Origin of the sequence: Rugamonas brunnea, from assembly GCF_014042345.1 — a bacterium.
Taxonomy (GTDB): domain Bacteria; phylum Pseudomonadota; class Gammaproteobacteria; order Burkholderiales; family Burkholderiaceae_D; genus Rugamonas; species Rugamonas brunnea.
Window position 1 is genome coordinate 77,931 of sequence record NZ_JACEZT010000003.1, and the last position, 19,734, is coordinate 97,664.

17 protein-coding genes are annotated in these 19,734 nt (G+C 65.3%); 6 read left to right on the plus strand and 11 right to left on the minus strand.

Translation table 11 applies throughout. The annotated features are described in order from the left end of the window. Positions 1–34 precede the first annotated feature (34 nt). The 3 genes from H3H37_RS06045 to H3H37_RS06055 form a co-directional block, all read right to left on the minus strand. Positions 35–2,056 (minus strand): M13 family metallopeptidase, encoded by a 2,022-nt coding sequence (locus H3H37_RS06045; RefSeq protein ID WP_182160996.1) that lies wholly within the window; start codon positions 2,054–2,056, stop codon positions 35–37. A gap of 226 nt (positions 2,057–2,282) precedes the next feature. Beyond that, positions 2,283–4,538, minus strand: coding sequence for a TonB-dependent receptor plug domain-containing protein (locus tag H3H37_RS06050; protein ID WP_182160755.1), 2,256 nt, complete (start codon positions 4,536–4,538; stop codon positions 2,283–2,285). A 136-nt stretch (positions 4,539–4,674) separates the two neighbouring features. After that, entirely contained in the window at positions 4,675–5,232 is a 558-nt protein-coding gene (locus H3H37_RS06055; RefSeq protein ID WP_182160756.1) for a hypothetical protein, read from the minus strand. A gap of 373 nt (positions 5,233–5,605) precedes the next feature. Here H3H37_RS06055 and H3H37_RS06060 point away from each other — a divergent pair, with 373 nt between their 5' ends. The 4 genes from H3H37_RS06060 (at position 5,606) to H3H37_RS06075 (ending at position 8,843) form a co-directional block, all read left to right on the plus strand. After that, positions 5,606–7,054, plus strand: coding sequence for a S41 family peptidase (locus H3H37_RS06060; RefSeq protein WP_182160757.1), 1,449 nt, complete (start codon positions 5,606–5,608; stop codon positions 7,052–7,054). A gap of 149 nt (positions 7,055–7,203) precedes the next feature. Beyond that, on the plus strand, positions 7,204–8,325 hold the full coding sequence (locus H3H37_RS06065; protein WP_182160758.1) for a beta-ketoacyl-ACP synthase III: 1,122 nt from the start codon (positions 7,204–7,206) through the stop codon (positions 8,323–8,325). A 9-nt stretch (positions 8,326–8,334) separates the two neighbouring features. Next, on the plus strand, positions 8,335–8,571 hold the full coding sequence (locus H3H37_RS06070; protein WP_182160759.1) for a hypothetical protein: 237 nt from the start codon (positions 8,335–8,337) through the stop codon (positions 8,569–8,571). Beyond that, positions 8,559–8,843, plus strand: a complete 285-nt coding sequence (locus tag H3H37_RS06075; RefSeq protein ID WP_182160760.1) for a type II toxin-antitoxin system RelE/ParE family toxin — start codon at positions 8,559–8,561, stop codon at positions 8,841–8,843. The genes H3H37_RS06070 and H3H37_RS06075 overlap by 13 nt, the downstream gene beginning before the upstream one ends. A gap of 15 nt (positions 8,844–8,858) precedes the next feature. Here H3H37_RS06075 and H3H37_RS06080 read toward each other — a convergent pair whose 3' ends face one another. Next, entirely contained in the window at positions 8,859–10,895 is a 2,037-nt protein-coding gene (locus H3H37_RS06080) for an NADPH-dependent 2,4-dienoyl-CoA reductase (RefSeq protein WP_182160761.1), read from the minus strand. A 188-nt stretch (positions 10,896–11,083) separates the two neighbouring features. On the opposite strand from H3H37_RS06080, the gene H3H37_RS06085 reads away from it, so the two are divergent. Further along, a complete protein-coding gene (locus H3H37_RS06085) occupies positions 11,084–11,653 on the plus strand; it encodes an SRPBCC family protein (protein ID WP_311197411.1) in 570 nt (189 codons plus the stop codon). Positions 11,654–11,691: 38 nt separating this feature from the next. On the opposite strand, the gene H3H37_RS06090 is transcribed toward H3H37_RS06085, so the two are convergent. The 7 genes from H3H37_RS06090 to H3H37_RS06120 all read right to left on the minus strand — a co-directional run bounded on the left by H3H37_RS06090 (position 11,692) and on the right by H3H37_RS06120 (position 17,181). Continuing rightward, entirely contained in the window at positions 11,692–12,144 is a 453-nt protein-coding gene (locus H3H37_RS06090) for a hypothetical protein (protein WP_182160762.1), read from the minus strand. A gap of 54 nt (positions 12,145–12,198) precedes the next feature. Next, positions 12,199–12,642 (minus strand): DUF2721 domain-containing protein, encoded by a 444-nt coding sequence (locus tag H3H37_RS06095; RefSeq protein ID WP_182160763.1) that lies wholly within the window; start codon positions 12,640–12,642, stop codon positions 12,199–12,201. Positions 12,643–12,705: 63 nt separating this feature from the next. After that, positions 12,706–13,659: a prolyl aminopeptidase gene (gene pip, locus H3H37_RS06100; RefSeq protein WP_182160764.1), complete on the minus strand. Its 954-nt coding sequence runs from the start codon at positions 13,657–13,659 to the stop codon at positions 12,706–12,708. A 112-nt stretch (positions 13,660–13,771) separates the two neighbouring features. Next, positions 13,772–14,512 (minus strand): acetoacetyl-CoA reductase, encoded by a 741-nt coding sequence (gene phbB, locus H3H37_RS06105; protein ID WP_182160765.1) that lies wholly within the window; start codon positions 14,510–14,512, stop codon positions 13,772–13,774. Positions 14,513–14,597: 85 nt separating this feature from the next. Further along, a complete protein-coding gene (locus H3H37_RS06110) occupies positions 14,598–15,776 on the minus strand; it encodes an acetyl-CoA C-acetyltransferase (protein ID WP_182160766.1) in 1,179 nt (392 codons plus the stop codon). Between the two features lie 174 nt (positions 15,777–15,950). Then, positions 15,951–16,157: a hypothetical protein gene (locus H3H37_RS06115; protein ID WP_182160767.1), complete on the minus strand. Its 207-nt coding sequence runs from the start codon at positions 16,155–16,157 to the stop codon at positions 15,951–15,953. A gap of 115 nt (positions 16,158–16,272) precedes the next feature. Then, on the minus strand, positions 16,273–17,181 hold the full coding sequence (locus H3H37_RS06120; RefSeq protein WP_182160768.1) for a LysR family transcriptional regulator: 909 nt from the start codon (positions 17,179–17,181) through the stop codon (positions 16,273–16,275). Positions 17,182–17,290: 109 nt separating this feature from the next. On the opposite strand from H3H37_RS06120, the gene metE reads away from it, so the two are divergent. After that, a complete protein-coding gene (gene metE / locus H3H37_RS06125) occupies positions 17,291–19,714 on the plus strand; it encodes a 5-methyltetrahydropteroyltriglutamate--homocysteine S-methyltransferase (RefSeq protein WP_182160769.1) in 2,424 nt (807 codons plus the stop codon). Positions 19,715–19,734: the final 20 nt, after the last annotated feature.

The window sequence follows — 19,734 nt, forward strand, 5'->3', positions numbered from 1 at the left end:
TACGCGTTACCAGATGCGCATTACCAGATGCGCATTACCAGATGATCACGCGCTGCTCGGGCGCCAGGTACATCTTGTCACCCGGTTTCACACCGAACGCTTCATAGAAACCGGGCTGGTTGACCATGGTGCCGTTGGCGCGGAACTGGCCCGGCGAGTGCGGGTCGGTCTTGATCTGCACGATCTGCTGCGGCTCGCGCATCTTGCTGCGCCATACCTGGGCGAAGCCCATGAAGAAGCGTTGGTCGCCCGTCAGGCCGTCGATCACGGGCGCCGGCTGGCCGTTCAGCGACAGCTTGTAGGCCTTGTAGGCGATGGCCAGGCCGGAATTGTCGGCGATGTTCTCGCCCAGCGTGAGCGCGCCGTTCACGTTGTAGCCGGGCAGCGGGCTGTAGCTGGCGTACTGCTGCACCAGCACATCGGTGCGGGCCTTGAAGTTGGCGCGGTCTTCCTTGGTCCACCAGTCGCGCAGGTTGCCGTCACCGTCGGACTGGCTGCCCTTGTCGTCGAAGCCATGGCTGATCTCGTGGCCGATCACGGCGCCGATGGCGCCATAGTTGACGGCATCGTCGGCGCCAGCATCGAAGAACGGCGGCTGCAAAATGGCGGCCGGGAACACGATCTCGTTCATGGTCGGGCTGTAGTAGGCATTGATGGTCTGCGGCGTCATGCCCCACTCGGCGCGGTCGATCGGCTTGCCCAGCTTGTTGATCATGCGCTGCGAGGCGAAGGCCGCGGCGCGCATCATGTTGCCCGACAAATCAGAGGGCACGATGGCCAGCGCGCTGTAGTCGCGCCACTTGGCGGTATAGCCGATCTTGGGCGTGAACTTGGCCAGCTTGGCCTGGGCCTGCTCCTTGGTGGCCGGACTCATCCACTCCAGCGTGTCGATGCTCGATTTGTACGAGGCCAGCAGGTTGGCCACCAGCTGTTCCATGCGCGCCTTGCGCTCGGGCGGGAAATACTGGGCCACGTACAGCTTGCCCAGCGCTTCGCCCAGCGCGCCTTCGACGGCGCCCACGCCCCGCTTCCAGCGCGGCGGCTGTTCCGTCACGCCCGTCAGCACGGTGCCATAGAAGGCGAAGCTGGCATCGGCGAAGGGCTTGGACAGATACGGCGACTGGCTGCGCAGCAGTTGCCATTCGAAATACGATTTCCACGTGGCCAGGTCGGTCTGCTCCAGCACCGTGTTGAAACCGCTCAGGTAGCTGGGCTGGTTGACGATCACATAATCGACCTTGCTGGCCACGCCGGCCTCGGCCAGCGCGTGCTTCCAGTCGTAGGCGGGCGCCAGTTCGGCCAGCTTGTCGATCTGCACCTTGTTGTAGCGCTTGACGGGGTCGCGGTTCTCGACCTTGGTCCATTGCACCTTGGCCAGTGCCGTTTCCAGCGCCACGATGGCGTGGGCGGCGGCGGCGCTGTCCTTCACGCCGGCCAGCGCCAGCGTTTTGGCCACATGGGTTTCGTACTGGGCCAGCACGGCGGCCAGCTTGGCGTCGTCCTTTTTCAGGTAGTAGTCGCGGTCCGGCAGGCCCAGGCCGCTTTGCGCAACGCTGACGGCATACTTGGTCGATTCGCGCGCATCCTGGCTCACGTAGATGCCGTAGGGCGTGGCCACGCCGATCGCGTCCAGGTGCGCGATCAGGGCCGGCAGCGCCTTCTTGTCCTTGATGCTGCGAATGCGGTTCAGTTCGCCGGCCAGCGGCTTGATGCCCAGTGCGTCCAGCTTCTGTTCATCCATGTAGCTGGCGTACAGGTCGGCGATCTTCTGGGCTTCGGAACCGGGCTTGCGGCCCGCCTTGTCCTGCTGGGCCGCTTCGATCAGGCCGCGCAACTGCGGCAGCGTCGCTTCGCGCAGCTGGATGAAGGAGCCCCAGCTGGCCTTGTCGGCGGGGATTTCCGTGTTCTGCAGCCACTTGCCGTTGAGGTAGCGGAAAAAGTCATCCTGGGGCCGGACGGCGCTGTCGATGTATTGCACGTCGATGCCGGAGCGCAGGGCGGCAGTGGCCGGCTCGGCGGCGCCAGCGGAGGCGGTAGCGTTCAACAAAAGGCTCATGGTCAGGGTGCTCAGCAGATGTCGTTTCACGAAAAGTCCTTGTAGGGCAGCGATGGCGGTGGTGCCGCGCGGTTCGGTTCAGGCGGATAGCCCGGAATCCGGCAATGTAGCACGAGCTGGCGGGCACGGCACGCAAAAATCGCGCGCCGTGCCCGCCCTGCCAAAAGCGCAAAAGGGTCAGACTCCCCGCCTTGGCGCTTGGGTCTGGCCCTACGGACAAGCGACATCAGAACTTCGTTTCGAGCTTCACGCTCCAGACCGTATAAGTCTGGTAATCCGAGTCGGCCGAGGACGTCACGCCGCGCGCCGTGACGACGTTGCCGCTCAGGCTGTCGAGCGGCGCCAGGTTGCTGGCCGAGAGGCGCAACTGGTTGCGGCTGTCGATCTTCCACAGCGCGTAGGCGTCGAACGCGCGCTTGCGGCCCGTTGACACCTGCTGGGTGAGGCTGGTCTGGATCACCGTGGCCGGGGTCCAGTTGACGCTGCCGCCCACGGTCAGCGGCCATTGCTTAAGGTGGTAGTCCAGGCCCAGGTTGGCGGTCTGCTTGGCCTGCTGGTCGAGCCGGTTGTTGGGGCCGGGGATACCGTCCACGCTGGACCAGAAGCGGCTGTAGTTCGATCGGACATCGACGGCCGGCGCATCGTCGAACAACTCGACCAGCTGGAACTTGGCTTCCAGCTCGATGCCGCTGGTGCGCGCATGGCCCACGTTCGATGGCGTGGACACGTAATGCGGCCCTTGCGGCGTGTCGTAGCTGACCAGCGTGCGGCGGATCAGGTTGTCGATGTCGCGCACGAAGCCGCTGACGCTGACGATGCCGCTGCGGCCCAGGTAGTGCTCGTACGCCAGGTCCAGTCCCGTGGCCAGTTCCGGCTTGAGGTCGGGATTGCCCATGCGGTCCGGGTGGGTGGCGTTGTTCGGATGGGCCAGGTAGGGCAAGGCGATCAGGTCCTGCACATTGGCCGCCTTGTAGCTCTTGGTCAGGCTGGCGCGCACCTGGTCGCGCGCGTGGCCGGGGATGCGCCACACGCCATGCAGCAAGGGACTGAGCACGCTGCTGGTGTTGTGCACGTCGCCGCTGTCGCGCCGGCTGGTGGTGGTGATGCCTTCCCAGCGCAGGCCCGCAAAGGCCGACCATTGCGGCGTGATGTCCCACTCGTCCTGCGCGAACACGGCGTAGCGGCGCGTGTCGGCGCTCAGGTTGTCGCCGGAATCGTCGAACTGGGCCACGCCGTTCTTGTCGAGCGAGGTCTTGGTCTGCTCGCGGTGGCTTGCCTCCACGTCCCAGCCGGCGGCCAGCGTGTGGTCCTTGCCCAGCGGCGTGCTGTACTTGCCGCCGCTGCTCACGCTGCGGTCGCGCGTGCTGTCGCTGTCGGTAAAGCGGTTCGATTCCTGGCCGGCGCCGTCGTACTGCAAGCGCAGCGCGTCGCTGCTGCTGTGGCCCAGGCCGAAGCCGAATTTAACGTCCAGCTTGGCCGCGCCTTCCAGCTTGTGCACCCAGTTGCCGAAGCCGCGCATGAAGGTGGAATCGGCACGGCTGCGGGTGGCGGCCGTGGCGTACTCGGGCGGCAGCTGGCCGATGCTCTGGTCGAGCACGCTGGTGGCCGTGGTGTCGCTGTGCAGGTGCATCAGGAAGGGCTGGAAGTTCAGCTGGTCGCCGCCGTCGAACTTGTAGGACAGGCGCGGCGTCAGGTGGATGCCGCGCGCCTTGCGGTTGCTTTCATCCGTTTCCAGCTGGTCCTTGAGCACGGTGCCGGCGGCGTCCGTATCCTGGTAGGCGATGGTGTTGTGGTCGTGCTGGCGGTTCTCGAACACCGAGCCGGTCAGCAGATAGGTCAGGCTGCCGACCTTGCCCGGCACGGTCAGCGACACGTTGGGCGCGTGGCGGCCCTGCTCCACCGTATCGGTCAGCTTGAGCTGTTTGTCCTTGAGCTGGTAGCCGTCGCGCAGAATGATGTTGATGGTGCCGGCGATGGCGCGCGTGCTGTGTTCGGCCACCGGGCCGCGCATGATCTCCACCCGTTCCACCTGGTCGGGCGACAGGCTGTCCATGGAAAAACCGGCCGGCGGGCGTTCGCCATTGACGAGGACTTGCGTGTAGCCGCTGCCCAGGCCGCGCATGCGGATGTCGCCGCCACGGCCGGGGCGGCCGCCAATGGTGACGCCGGGCAGGCGCTTGAGCACGTCGGCCAGGCTGGTGTCGCCGTTGCGGTCCAGTTCCTCGCGGCCGTAGACCTGCTTGGCGGCCGTGGCGCGGCGGCGCTCGTCCATGTCGCTGGCGCGGCCGCCGCTGACCGTCACTTGCTGGATGGGATGGCCGTCCGGCCCGGCCGGTGGCCGGGTGGTGTTGGCGGAGTTGGCAGCGGCGGGGGTGGCGATGCCGGCATCGGCTGGCTGGGGGGCCGCGTTCTGGGCCTGGACGGCCGTATTGGCCACGGTGCCCAGCAAGGCCAGGCAGGCATAGGGAAACAATTTGCGCATAAAGTATCGGGGTAGCTTCGTCGCGGACGACCATCCGCGCCGGCATTCTAGCCCGGCTGCCGGGCCCGGATGGGCGCCAACAGTTGTTTTTTACTTTACGATACACACCCCGCGCATGGCGCGCGACGGGCGCACATCAACCGCCCGGCATGCCCATGCCTGCGCCGCCCTGCCGGTGATGGCCGCCACGGCTGCGCTCGCCACCCTCGTCCTTCGCGCGCGGGGCGCCGCCGCTGTGGCCGCCGTTATCTGGCATGCGCAGCAATTGTTCGGCCAGCAGGTTGGCGACCACCCGGCGCTGGGCGTCACTCAGCGCATCGTTGACGCTCAGCCACCATTCGCGCAACTGCTTTTCCTCGGCCGCCGTGGTGGCCGATTCGGCATCCACCGCACCGACCAGGTCGCGCAGCTCGACACCGGGCGCGTCGAGGCCGGCCTTGCTGGCCGCCTGCAGGCGCTCGCGGCGCGCCTGGCGTTCGCGCAGCAGCGCGCGGGTCTTGCTTTCGGTCTGCTGCCACAGGGTTTGCTGGTTGGCGTTCAGGTTCAGCGTGGTCTTCAGCTCGGCGGCCAACGGCAGCATGTCCTCGGCCTGCATCTCCATCACGGGCAGGGCAAAGACGGGCAAGGTGGCAGCGCTCAACAGCATGGCGGCCACCAGGTGACGTGGACGAAAAGGCAGCAAGGTGGACAGCATGAAGACTCCCGGGACGAAAAATGCCTGCACAAAAAAAAGCCTGCGACTTGGAGCGCAGGCAAAGAACCACTTCAGGGTAGAGAGAAATACAAGTCCAGTGTAGGCCGCGAACGGAGGCGAGGCAGGGATTCTTACAATTGCTTACCGTCGTCAACCCAGCCGTTACACGCTGCAATCAAACTGCGGCCTGGCGCAACATTTACAGTCGTACATGCTGCTATCGTGACTGCAACCGCCGCAGTGAAAAAACGTGTAAATCATTACGCATTGGATACTACGTTTGCCGGAAATCAGGTTTATACTGAATCGTAGCGTTGCCCCGGTGCCGACCGCGCCGCCGCAACGCCGGATGGATAGATTCGACAGGTGAAACATGGGCAAGAAACTCAAGAATACCGGGCTGGTAGGCCTGGGTGTCATCGCCGGCATCGCCGTATCGTTACAGTTTTCCGCGATGGCGCAAAAGCCCGTGGAGCCGGCCCTGCCGCTGGAGGAATTGCGCCAGCTGGCCGATGTGTACGGCCTCATCAAGTCGGACTATGTGGAACCGGTCGAGGACAAGAAACTGCTGACCGAAGCCATCGCCGGCATGGTCGCCTCGCTCGATCCCCATTCCGCCTACCTGGACAAGAAAGCCTATGCCGAGCTGCGTGAAGGCTCGCAAGGCAAGTTCGTCGGCCTCGGCATCGAGATCGGCCAGAGCGAGGAAGGCTATATCAAGATCGTCTCGCCGATCGAGGATTCGCCGGCCTACCGGGCCGGCATCAAGGCGGGCGACCTGATCACGCGGCTCGACGGCACGCCCGTCAAGGGCATGAGCCTGGACGACTCCGTGAAGAAGATGCGCGGCGAGCCGCACACCAAGGTCAACCTGACCGTGCTGCGCAAGGGCGAGACGGAACCGCTGGTGTTTGCCATCGCGCGCGAGGAAATCCACCAGAAAAGCGTGAAAGGCAAACTGATCGAGCCCGGCTACGCCTGGCTGCGCATCTCCCAGTTCCAGGAACCGACGGTCGACGACCTGGCCGCCAAGATTGTCGAACTGTACAAGCAAGACCCCAACATCAAGGGCCTGGTGCTCGACCTGCGCAACGATCCCGGCGGCGTGCTGCAAGGGGCGATCGGCGTGGCCGCCGCCTTCCTGCCGCGCGACTCGGCCATCGTCTCCACCAACGGCCAGTTGCCCGACTCCAAGCAGATCTTCTACGGCCGGCCCGAATACTACGCGCTGCGCAATGACAGCGACGCGCTGGCCAAGCTGCCCGACGCCGTCAAGAAGGTGCCGATGGTGGTGCTGGTCAACACCGGTTCCGCCTCGGCCTCGGAAATCGTGGCCGGCGCGCTGCAGGACTACAAGCGCGCCGCCATCATCGGCACCCAGACCTTCGGCAAGGGTTCCGTGCAGACCATCCGCCAGCTCACGCCGGACACTGCCGTCAAGCTGACCACGGCCCGCTACTACACCCCCAATGGCCGCTCGATCCAGGCCAAGGGCATCTCGCCCGACCTGCTGGTGGACGAGAACGCCGATGGCGACGGCCTGAACAGCCTGCGCACGCGCGAAGCCGACCTCGACAAGCACCTGTCCAACGACCGCGACCAGGAAGGCGCCAAGACCAACCGCGACGAGCTGGAAGAGCAGCTGCGCGTGCTGGCGATGGAAAAACAACGCAAACCGCTCGAATATGGCAGCGGCGACGATTTCCAGCTGGCCCAGGCGTTGAACCACCTGAAAGGCTTGCCGGTGCAGCTGGCCAAGACGGAATCGAAGCTGGTGCAGGTGGCCGCCCCGGCCGCCAAGAAGGACTTGAGCAAAAAATAAGCGGCGGCGCGCCGGGCCGCCCCGGCCGCGCAGGCGCGCCCCGCAAAAAAATCAAGCGGGCGATTAGAAAATACGCTGACCGGGCCCGCCATTGTGTAGAATTTGCTCACTAGCGGCGCCAGCCCATTACCATATTTGAAAGCTTACCCATGAAACAAGCCGTCATCAGCGGTACCGGCCTCTTTACGCCAGCGCAATCGATCTCCAACGAGGAGCTGGTCGCCTGCTTCAATGCCTACGCCGAAAAATTCAATGCCGACCACGCCGCCGCCATCGCGGACGGCAGCGTGACCGCGCTGGAAATGTCCAGCGTCGGCTTCATCGAAAAAGCCTCCGGCATCAAGTCGCGCTTCGTGATGGAAAAAAGCGGCATCCTCGATCCCGAGCGCATGGTGTCGCGCATCCCCGAGCGCGCCGACGATGAACTGTCGCTGCAAGCGGAAATCTGCGTGGCCGCCGCGCGCCAGGCGCTGGACCGCGCCGGCCGCACCCCGGCCGATATCGACATGGTGCTGGTCGCCTGCAGCAATATGCAGCGCGCCTATCCGGCCATGGCAGTGGAAGTGCAGCAGGCGCTGGGCATCGACGGCTACGGCTTCGACATGAACGTGGCCTGCTCGTCGGCCACCTTCGGCATCCAGACGGCCGTGGCGGCCATCAAGAGCGGCCAGGCGCGCGCCGTGCTGGTGCTCAATCCGGAAATCACCAGCGGCCACCTGAACTGGCGCGACCGCGACAGCCACTTCATCTTCGGCGACGCCTGCACGGCGATGGTGATCGAGGACGCGGACACGGCCCAGGGCCCGCACCGCTTCGAAATCCTGGAAACCCAGCTCAAGACGGCGTTCTCGAACAACATCCGCAACAACTTCGGCTTCCTGAACCGATTCGACGAGTCGGGCATCGGCCAGCCGGACAAGCTGTTCCGCCAGCAGGGCCGCAAGGTGTTCAAGGACGTGTGCCCGATGGCCGCCGAGATGATCAAGACCACCATCGCCGGCGCCGGCCTGGAAGTGCCGCAGGTGAGCCGCTACTGGCTGCACCAGGCCAACCTGAACATGAACCTGCTGATCAGCCGCATGGTGCTGGGCCGCGACGCCGAACCGGGTGAAGCGCCGGTGATCCTGGACACCTACGCCAACACCTCGTCGGCTGGTTCCATCATCGCCTTCCACAAGTATTCGGACGATCTGGCCGCCGGCCAGCTGGGCGTGATCTGCTCGTTCGGCGCCGGCTACTCGATCGGCTGCGTGGTAGTGCGCAAGCTGTAAGGACGCCCTATGATCACTGTCCAGCTATCGGCAGAAATGGAGGCGGCGGTGATCGCCGCCGCCGGTCGTCATGGCCAGTCGATCGATGACTATCTGACGACCGTGTGCGCGGAAGCCCTGCTGCTGGAACAAGACCGCGCGCGCGTCCAGTCCTATCGCGATGGCGAGCCGGCCGTCTCCCACCAACGCGCCGATGCCTGGCTGGCCGAGCTTGCGGCCGGCAAGCGAAGCGCATGCCCGCGCTAACCTGGCATCCGGACGCGCTGGCCGACGTGGGGCGGCTGTATGACTTCCTCGCACCAAACAGTCCCTCTGCTGCCCGGCGCGGCGTCAACGCAATTCGCAACGCTGCCAATCGGTTGTTGAAGGACCCGTACCTGGGTTCACCCTACGCCGAATTCCGGGAATGGCCGGCCAAATTCGGCCGGCGCGCCTACATCCTGCGCTACCTCATCCTGGAAACCGGCGACATCCTGATCGTTCGCGTCTGGCACAGCAGAGAACTGCGGCCGCGCTGACGGTAGCGCGCGTCGTCAGAGCCGCACGGCCAGCTCCGCGCCTTCCTTGATGGCACGCTTGGCGTCCAGCTCGGCCGCCAGCGCGGCACCGCCGATCTTGTGGAAACGCGGGCCGCTCTTGGCCTGCTCCTCGGTCGGCATCAGTTCCGTCAGGCTGTCCTGGCCGGCGCACACCACCACGTTGTCCACCGCCAGCAGGCGCTGCTCGCCGCCCACGGTGATGTGCAGGCCGTGGTCGTCGATGCGGTCGTACTGCACCCCGGCGATCATCACCACCCCGGCGCGCGCCAGCGTGGCGCGGTGCACCCAGCCCGACGTCTTGCCCAGGCCCGCGCCCAGCTTGGAGGTCTTGCGCTGCAGCAGATAGAGCTGGCGCACCGGCTCCGGCGCGTGCGCCGGCACCAGGCCGCCGGAGGTGTCGCCCTTCAGGTCCACGCCCCACTCGCGCGCCCATACGTCCAGCGCCAGCGGCAGCGCATGGCGCGGGTCGTGCAGCAAGTATTCGCTGACGTCGAAGCCGATGCCGCCGGCACCGATGATGGCGACGCGCTTGCCCACCGGCGCCTTGTTCTGCAACACGTCCACATAGGACAGCACCTTGGCGTGCTCGATGCCGGGAATCGGCGGCCGGCGCACCTTGATGCCGGTGGCCACCACCACGTCGTCATAGCCGCCGGCCAGCAGCTGCTCGCGCGTGACGCGCTCACCGAGCCGCAGCTTGACGCCCGTCAGTTCGATCTTGCGGCCGAAGTAGCGCACCGTCTCGGAGAATTCCTCCTTGCCGGGAATCTGCATGGCGATGCGGAACTGGCCGCCGATGCTGGTGTTCGAATCGAACAGGGTCACGTCATGGCCGCATTCGGCGGCCACGGTGGCGGCCGACAAACCGGCCGGTCCCGCGCCCACCACGGCCACCTTGCGTTTGGTGGCCGCTTTGGCGTACACCAGTTCCGTCTCGTGGCAGGCGCGCGGGTTGACCAGGCAACTGGCGCGCTTGTTGGAGAAAGTGTGGTCGAGGCAGGCCTGGTTGCAGCCGATGCAGGTGTTGATCTCGTCGGCGCGGCCCTCGGCCGCCTTGACGACGAACTGCGGGTCGGCCAGGAGCGGGCGCGCCATCGATACCAGGTCGGCCTCGCCGCGCAGCAGGATGCCTTCCGCCTCGTGCGGCATGTTGATGCGGTTGGATGCCACCACAGGGATCGTCAGTTCGCGGCGCAAACGTCCGGCCACGCCGGAGAACGCGGCGCGCGGCACCGAGGTGACGATGGTAGGCACGCGCGCCTCATGCCAGCCGAAGCCGGTGTTCAGGATGGTCACGCCGGCATGCTGCAAGGCCTTGGCGACGGTGACCACGTCATCCCAGGTATTGCCGCCGTCGACCAGGTCGAGCAGCGAGTGGCGGTACATGATGATGAAGTCCTTGCCCACTTCGGCGCGGATGCGCTTGACGATTTCCACCGGCAAGCGCATGCGGTTCTCGATGCTGCCGCCCCAGCGGTCGGTGCGCAGGTTGGTGCGCGCGCACAGGAACTGGTTGATCAGATAGCCTTCGCTGCCCATCACTTCCACGCCGTCGTAGCCGGCGTCCCTGGCCAGGCGCGCGCAGCGCACGTAGTCGCGGATGGTCGACTCGATGCCGGCCTCGGTCAGCGCGCGCGGCTTGAACGGCGAGATCGGCGACTTCTGCTCCGAGGCCGACACCACGAACGGCTGGTAGCCGTAGCGGCCCGCGTGCAGGATCTGCATCACGATCTTGCCGCCCTCCTCGTGCACTGCGCCCGTCAGGCGGCGGTGGTTGAACACGTCGGCCTTGAAGTTGACGGTGCCGCCGAACGGCAACAGCCAGCCGGCGCGGTTGGGCGAGAAACCGCCCGTGACGATCAGGCCCACGCCGCCGCGCGCCCGCTCGCGGTAGTACGCGGCCAGCTTGCCGAAATTGAAGAAGCGGTCTTCCAGCCCCGTGTGCATGGAGCCCATGATCACGCGGTTGCGCAGCGTGGTGAAGCCGAGGTCGAGGGGGGCCAGCAGGTGCGGGTAGCTAGAAGTAGTCATTATCGTTATAGGCGTGGTTGACGTGTGATGGCGGCATTAAAACCGAATTCTCTAGACCCGTGGTTCTAAACGAGTCGCCTGGGCGAGTCGCCTTGGCGCGACCGGCGCGGTGACCGGCGCGCCGGCCCGATTTGTAACCAGAACGTACCGCGCTTGTATTCTGCCACCCTTTCCCTTACGCTGGAAAGATGATGCGATTCCTTCTGTTCCTGATGCTCGGTGTGGCCGCCCCCGCGATGGCGCAAACACCAAAGCTTGAATTACCCAAGCTGGAAGTGTCGGTCAACCGGGTGGAACTGGACGTGCGCCACTTGTTCGAAGTACATGCGGTCGGCGCCGTGCAGGCTTCGCCCGCCACCGTGTGGCGCATCCTCACCGACTATGAACGGATGGCCGAATTCGTGCCCGACCTGGAGTCGTGCAAGGTGCTGGCCCGGAATGGCAATGAAGTCATCGTTGAACAATTCGGCACGGCCCGCTTTTTGTTCATGTCCAAGTCCATCCACCTGATCGTGCGCGCCACCGAGCAACCGATGACGGCTATCGACATCGCCCTGATCTCGGGCGACATGAAGCACTATGAATCACATTGGGAGCTGGTGCCCGTGCCCGAGACGGGTGGCACCAAGGTGATCTACACGGGCCGGCTGGTGCCCAACTTCTACGTGCCGGGCATCCTCGGCGCCAAGATCATCCGCCATGACATCGAACGCATGATGGCGGCCGTGCTCACGCGGCTCGACAGCAAGCGCGATTAACAGGCAGTGCGATGGCGGCGGCCGGCCGCGCGCGGGCCTTACGCCAGATAGGTGTCGCGGTCGCGCAGTTCGGCGAAATTCTCCAGGCTGCCGATCTTGATCAGGATGGGATTGAGACTGAGCTGGCTTTGCATGGCGCGCCACGCGAACAGCCATTCGTGCTCATCGGCCTCGGCGGCCGTCTTGGTGAAGGCCGCGCCCAGCGCGGCGCGGGTGCCGTATTCGACGGCGCCGTCGATGCCCGCCCAGCTGGGCAGCGCGCGCTGCACGGCGCGGTGCACGCGCTCGCCGAATTCTTCCGTGTTGTGGATGATCAGGCAGCTATCGGCGTTGAACTGCTCGAACAGCTTGCCGTCCCATACCTGGGAAAAGCTCAGCGTCAGGCAGTTCGACGCGGGACGCAGCACGAATTGCCCCTGGCGCAGGGCCAGCTCCAGGTCTTCGCGCACGCCGTAGCGGTACAGGGTGGGGGGGCGTTGATAATCGTGCATGATGGTATTCGGTTCGGTCTAAAGAGGCGGCGGCGGGGCGCCGGAGGATCAGGCTTATTCTACCGGCTGGCGCACGTGGCGGTGGGAACGCATGGCGGCCGAGGCGATAAAGATCTCGCGCAGGAACGACACCAGGCTGCCGATCAGGCACATCATGGCCAGCACGAACATGCCGGCGATGTACTTGTCGAGCGGGAGATTGGTGATATCGTCCAGGAACAACATGGCGATGATCAGGCAGATCAGCAAGGCGCACGAGGTGGCCAGCGTGATCGACACGTTGATCAGGTGCGAGCGCCGGTACAGGGTGTCGAGCTCATTGAGGTAGGTATCGTTGTAACCCACGTCCAGCCGGTCCTCCAGCACCCGCGAACGGTCGATGATGCGGGCCAGGCGGTTGATCAGCACCATCAGGAAGGTGCCCACGCCCGTCAGCAGGAAGACGGGCGCGATGGACAGCTGGATGATGTGGCCGATGTCGCCAATCTGTATGTTCATGAGAGCGATGATGGTTCCTCGATGCTGGTTGTCGCGCAGGCCGTAGTGTAGCAGGCGGCCCGCTTATTCAAAACGCCCGTGGCGACGGAACTGCTCGGTGGCCGCCACCAGCGCGCGCGCGATGCCCTGCTCCAGCGCGCCGTGGCCGGCGTCCGGGATCATCTTCAGCACGGCGCCTGGCCAGGCCCCATGCAGGCGGTGCGCCGACAGCGGCGGGCAGATCACGTCGTAGCGGCCCTGCACGATCACGGCCGGCAGGTGGGCGATGCGGCCCATGTCGCGGATCAGCTGGTCGTCCGTGAAGAAACCGAGGTTGGCCATGTAGTGCGATTCGAGCCGGCCCACGCCCAGGTCCAGCGCGTCGGACGAAGCCTCGTCCGGCTGCGGCAGCAGGAACACGCGCCGGCCCTCGAAGCGGCTCCAGGCGCGCACGGCCGGCCAGTAGACGTCGGGGTTGTCGCTCATGATGCGGTCGACATAGGCCTGCAGCAGGTTGCCGCGCTCGGCCAGCGGAATCGGCGCGATGAATTCCTCGTACAGCTCGGGATAGAACCACTGCACGCCGTGGATGAACCAGTCGATCTCGGCCTGGGTGCACAGGAAGATGCCGCGCAACACGAAGCCCAGGCAGCGCTCGGGGTGGGCCTGACCGTAGGCCAGCGCCAGCGTGGAACCCCACGAGCCGCCGAACACCAGCCACTGGCTGATGCCAAACAGCTCGCGCAGGCGCTCGATGTCCTCCACCAGCAACTGGGTGGTGTTGGCCTGGCATTCGCCGAGCGGGGTCGATTTGCCGGCGCCGCGCTGGTCGAACAGGATCACCCGGTAATGGTCGGGATCGAAGAAGCGCCGGTGCTGCGGCGACAGGCCGGCGCCCGGTCCGCCGTGCAGGAAGATCACCGGCATGCCATCCGGGTTGCCCACCTCCTCCCAGTAAATCGTGTGCAGGTCGTCGACGGCCAGCATGCCCTGGCGGCGCGGCGTGATGGGAGGGAACAGGGGCGACGTGTCGGGCATGGCGACTCCTTTGCATGAGCGGGACGGGTGATACCGCATTGTACTTGAGCCCGCCGCACATAAAAAAAGCGCTGCCCGAAGGCAGCGCTTTTGGTGTCGCGTGCGACCGCGATCAGGACATGTGCTGGCCGCCGTTGATGGCGATGTTGGCGCCGGTGACGAAAGCCGCTTCGTCCGACGACAGGTAGGCCACCAGGCCAGCCACTTCTTCCGGCTTGCCCAGGCGGGCCATCGGAATTTGCGGGATGATCTTGGTGTCCAGCACTTCCTGCGGGATCTCCATCACCATCTTGGTGCCGATGTAGCCAGGCGAGATGGTGTTGACGGTCACGCCCTTGCGGGCCACTTCCAGCGCCAGCGACTTGGTGAAGCCGTGCATGCCGGCCTTGGCGGCCGCATAGTTGGTCTGGCCGAACGCGCCCTTCTGGCCGTTGACGGAGGAAATGTTAATGATACGGCCCCAGCCGCGCTCCACCATGCCATCGCACACCGGCTTGGTCATGTTGAACACGGAATCCAGGTTGGTGGCCATGACGGCGTCCCAGTTGGTCTTGTCCATCTTCTTGAACGTCATGTCGCGCGTGATACCCGCGTTGTTGACCAGCACATCCACCGGACCGATATCCTTGGTGATGGCTGCCACGCACGCTGCCGCCGAATCGTAATCGGCCACGTCGCATGGATACGCCTTGAAGTTGAAGCCCTGGTCACGGGTGGTGGCCAGCCAGTCATTGACTTTGGTATTGCCAGGGGAATACGTTGTCACGACGGTGTAGCCCAGTGCTGCCAGCTTGAAACACACTGCTTCGCCCAGACCACCCATGCCGCCCGTTACTAATGCAACTCTTGCCATTTTTCGTCCCCTCGTTTTCAACAACTACAATAAAATCGTTGCCCGCCTACCGCGCGGGCCGCTGACTGCTTACTGCTAACCGTGCTTACTCGCGTTCGACCGCCAGCGCCACGCCCATGCCGCCGCCGATGCACAGCGAGGCCAAGCCCTTCTTGGCGTCGCGCCGCACCATCTCGTGCAACAGCGTGACCAGGATGCGGGCGCCGGAGGCGCCGATCGGGTGGCCGATGGCGATGGCGCCACCGTTGACGTTGATCTTGCTGGTGTCCCAGCCCATCTCCTTGTTGACGGCGATGGCCTGGGCCGCGAACGCTTCGTTGATCTCCATCAGGTCCAGGTCCTGCGGCGTCCAGCCGGCCTTTTTCAGGCACAGGCGGGCGGCCGACACGGGGCCCATGCCCATCACGGACGGGTCGATGCCGGACGAGGCGTAGGCTTTCACGCGCGCCAGCGGGGTCAGGCCCAGCGACTTGGCTTGCGAGGCCGGCATCATGATCACGGCGGCGGCGCCGTCGTTGATGCCCGAGGCGTTGCCGGCCGTGACCGTGCCATCCTTGGCGAACGCGGGGCGCAGGCCCTGCAGCGATTCGAGCGTGGAACCGGGTTTCACGTATTCATCGTTGTCGAACACGATGGTGCCCTTCTTCTGGGCGATTTCCAGCGGCAGGATTTCATCCTTGAACTTGCCGGCCTTTTGCGCCGCTTCCGCCTTCAGTTGCGACTGCAGCGCGAACTCGTCCTGCTCGGCGCGCGAAATCTCGTATTTCTTGGCCACGTTCTCAGCCGTGATGCCCATGTGGTACTGGTTGTAGACGTCCCACAGGCCGTCCACGATCATGGTGTCGACCATCTTGAAGTCGCCCATGCGGAAACCGTCGCGCGAGCCGTTCATGGCGTGCGGCGCAGCGCTCATGTTCTCCTGGCCGCCGGCGATGATGATGCTGGCGTCGCCGCACTTGATGGCCTGGGCCGCCAGGTGGGTCGCCTTCAGGCCACTGCCGCACACCTTGTTGATGGTGTAGGCGGGCACGCTGTTGGGCAGGCCGGCCTTGATCACGGCCTGACGGGCCGGGTTCTGGCCCACGGCGGCCGTCAGCACTTGTCCCAGGATGGCTTCGCTGATCAGTTCTGGCGCAATGCCAGTCTTGGCCAGCAAGCCCTTGATCACGTGCGCGCCCAATTCCGAGGCGGGGATTTTCGCCAGACTGCCACCGAACTTGCCGACTGCGGTGCGGCCTGCGGCCACGATAACTACATCTTCCATGTGTTTCTCCAATGCGCCGGTGGGAACCGGCTTAGTTATGCCACAAACTTCAAGACTCCATCAAGCAACTGGTTGCTCAATTACAAAATGCATTGTCGTTGCGTCTCGTGCATGTCATATCGACAAGCCCGCGCTTCGATCATACGCCGGCCGTGCGAACGGCGGCGCCCGCTTCTAGCGCTTGGAATCAACTGGCGCCCACAAAATCTGTCTAGCAGCAACCGTGCCAGTGGCTAAGGTGCTGCGGTAAACATCGGCCTGGCGCTCTGCGCACAACAGGCCGCCGTCCAGCATCGCTTGCGTGTAAGCGCGCAGCGCGGCCAGCTGCGCGTGCATCAATGTGGTGCCTGCTTCGGAACATTGTTGTGCAATATCAAACATGGTGACCTTTCGTTCTCACTGTTGAGCTGAGCCCCACATCGTATGCGGCGGGCGCCAGTGAGCGTTGATCTGTATCAAAGCTACTTAATCATTCTGAAGAACGGATGCCAATTTGTCACGATAATAATTTGATACCATCAAGGCTGGCCGCACACTGCTCCCGTATCACATTGACGAAGTCCAGCACGTAGGCTTTCTGCCGCAGCGCCTCGGGCACGGACACGAACAAATCACTCCACAAGCCCAGCTCGCCCACCGGCTTGGCGATCACATAGTCGTAATCGACATAGTTCTTGATGGCCCAGTTGGGCAGGGCCGCCACGCCGCGGCGGCTGGCCACCAGTTGCAGGATGGCCACCGTCAGCTCGGCCGTGCGGCGCTCGAAATGGATGCCGGCCGGGCGCAGCACTTCGCGGATCAGGTCGATACGCTCCTCGGGCACGGGATAGGTGATCAGGGTCTCGCCCTCGAAATCGGCGGCGGCCAGCCGGCGCGCGCCCTGCAAGCGGTGCTTCTGCGCCATTACCACCAGGATCTCAAAGCGGAACAGGGGGAAGGTGGCGAACTCGCTGCTGTAGTCGGAACCGATCACGAGGTCGGCCGCGCCGCTGCGCAGCAGCTCGGCCGGCTCGCTGTGGAAGCCCGACACCAGGTCGATCTCCACGTCCGGCCAGCGCTGGCGGAACTCATCCATCACCGGCATCAGCCAGTCGAAACAGGTGTGGCATTCCAGCGCCACGCGCAGCTGGCCCTGGTCGCCCTGCGACAGCCGGGCCACGTCGCGCTCGGCCTGTTCAATTTCCGGCAGCAGCAGATCAGCCAGCTTGAGCAGGCGCGAACCGGTGGCCGTGAAACCGATGGGCACCGACTTGCGTTCGAACAAGGGACCGCCGTAGCGGTCCTCCAGCAGCTTGATTTGGTGCGACAGGGCCGATTGCGTGAGGTTCAGCAGCTGGGCCGCACGCACCAGGCTGCCTGCGGAGCGCAGCGCGCTCAGGGTTCGGAGGTGGCGAATTTCGAGCATGGTCTATATATGAAACTTTTTCATGTGAAGCCGCAAAATCTTTCGTTTTGATTATAGACCGGAATGCCGCACACTTTATCGCACCATTATGAAATGTAGATGACAAAACATGACAAACATACAAATTCACATCCCCGGCTTCCCCCGCATCGGCGCAGCACGCGAACTCAAGACGGCGCTCGAACGCCACTGGCGCGGCGAACTGCCGGCCGCCGCACTGGAGCAGACCGGGCGCGACCTGCGCGCCCGCCACTGGGCCGTGCAGCGCTTGGCCGGCCTGGACCACGTGACCGTGGGCGACTTCGCGTGGTACGACCACGTGGCCAACCACATCCAGCTGCTCGGTTGCGAGCCAGCCCGCTTCGGCTTCACGCCCGGGCAGGACGCCTTGCAGCGCTACTTCACCATGGCGCGCGGCGATACCGGCCACCATGCCCATGCCGGCTGCGCGCACGGCCACGCGTGCCAGCAAGGCGCAGCGCTGGAGATGACCAAATGGTTTGACACCAACTACCACTACCTGGTGCCCGAATTCGCGGCGGATACCGCATTTTCCCTGCACGCCGAACGACTGCTGGCGGAAGTGGCGGAAGCGCAGGCGCTGGGCCACCCGGTCAAGGCCGTGCTGCTGGGCCCGCTCACTTTCCTGTGGCTGGGCAAGGAAAAAGGCGAACCCGGTTTCGACCGGCTGGACCTGCTGGAACGCCTGCTGCCCGTGTATGGCGCGCTGCTGGCGCAACTGAAGCGCGCCGGCGCAGCCTGGGTCCAGATCGACGAACCCATCCTGGGCCTGGACTTGCCGGCAGCGTGGCGCAACGCGTTCGAACCGGCGTACTGGCAATTGAGCCAGGCCGGCGCGCCCTTGCTGCTGGCCACCTATTTCTCGCCGCTCGAAGAAAACCTGGGACTGGCCTGCCGCCTGTCCGTGGCCGGCCTGCACGTGGACGGCGTGCGCGCCGCCCACGAACTGACCAGCGTGGCCGACTGGCTGCCCGGCCACAAGGTGCTGTCGGTCGGCATCGTCGACGGCCGCAATGTATGGCGCACCGACCTCGACGCGGCGTTGGCCGTGCTGCGCCCCCTGTGCGCGAAACGCTCAGGCCAGTTGTGGCTGTCGACCTCGTGCTCGCTGCTGCACGTGCCCTACAGCCTGCAGCAGGAATCGGCGCTGGACCCGGAGATCCGCTCGTGGCTGGCATTCGCGACGGAAAAACTGGACGAACTGGCCCTGCTGCGCACCGCCCTGGCCGGCGCTGATGCAGCCAACGCAGCCGACACAGCCGGCACAGCTGATACTGCTGACATAGCCGCCCCAGTTGGCACAACCGGCACCGCTGACACCGCCGACCTGACTGCCGCACTGGCGGCAGCGCGGGCCGCCGTGGCCAGCCGCCGCGCCAGCCCACGCGTCCACAACGCCGCCGTGGCGGCCCGCCTGGCCGACCTGGCGCAGGGGGAACGCTGCGCCGACCGCCGCGCCTCGCCGTTCCCGCAGCGCCAGGTGGCGCAGCGCGAACGGCTGGGCTTGCCCTCCTTCCCCACCACCACCATCGGCTCGTTCCCGCAGACGGCCGACATCCGCGCCGCGCGCGCCGCGCACAAACGCGGCGAACTCGACGCGGCCAGCTACGAACGCGCCATGCTGGCGCACATCGCCGACGCCGTGCACCGCCAGGAACTGCTGGGCCTGGACGTGCTGGTGCACGGCGAGGCCGAGCGCAACGACATGGTCGAGTATTTCGGCGAACAGCTCGATGGTTTCACCTTCACGCAGCATGGCTGGGTGCAATCGTACGGTTCGCGCTGCGTCAAGCCGCCGCTGATCTATGGCGACGTGTCCCGCCCGCAGCCGATGACGGTGGCCTGGACCGCGCACGCCCAGCGCCTGACCAAGCGCCCGATGAAGGGCATGCTGACGGGGCCGGTGACCATCCTGCAATGGTCGTTCGTGCGCGACGACCAGCCGCGCGCCACCACGGCACGCCAGATCGCGCTGGCCATCCGCGACGAAGTGGCGGACCTGGAGCAAGCCGGCATCGCCATCATCCAGATCGACGAACCGGCGCTGCGCGAAGGCTTGCCGCTGCGGCGCGCGCGCTGGGACGACTATCTCGACTGGGCCACGGGCGCGTTCCGCCTGACGGCGGCCGTGGCGAGCGACAGCACCCAGATCCACACCCACATGTGCTATGCCGAGTTCAACGACATCCTGCCGCAGATCGCGGCCATGGACGCGGACGTGATCACGATCGAGACCAGCCGCTCGGACATGGAGTTGCTGGCCGGCTTCGGCCAGTTCCGCTACCCCAACGAAATCGGGCCGGGCGTGTACGACATCCACTCGCCGCGCGTGCCGGACCAGGAACAGATGGTGCGGCTGCTGCGCAAGGCCAGCGCCGTGATCGCGCCCGACCAGCTGTGGGTCAACCCCGACTGCGGCCTGAAAACGCGCGGCTGGGATGAGACGGAAGCGGCCCTGCGCAACATGGTGGCCGCCGCCCGCCAGTTGCGCGAGGAGCACGCGATCTACTAAACACCACAACGAAAACCGGG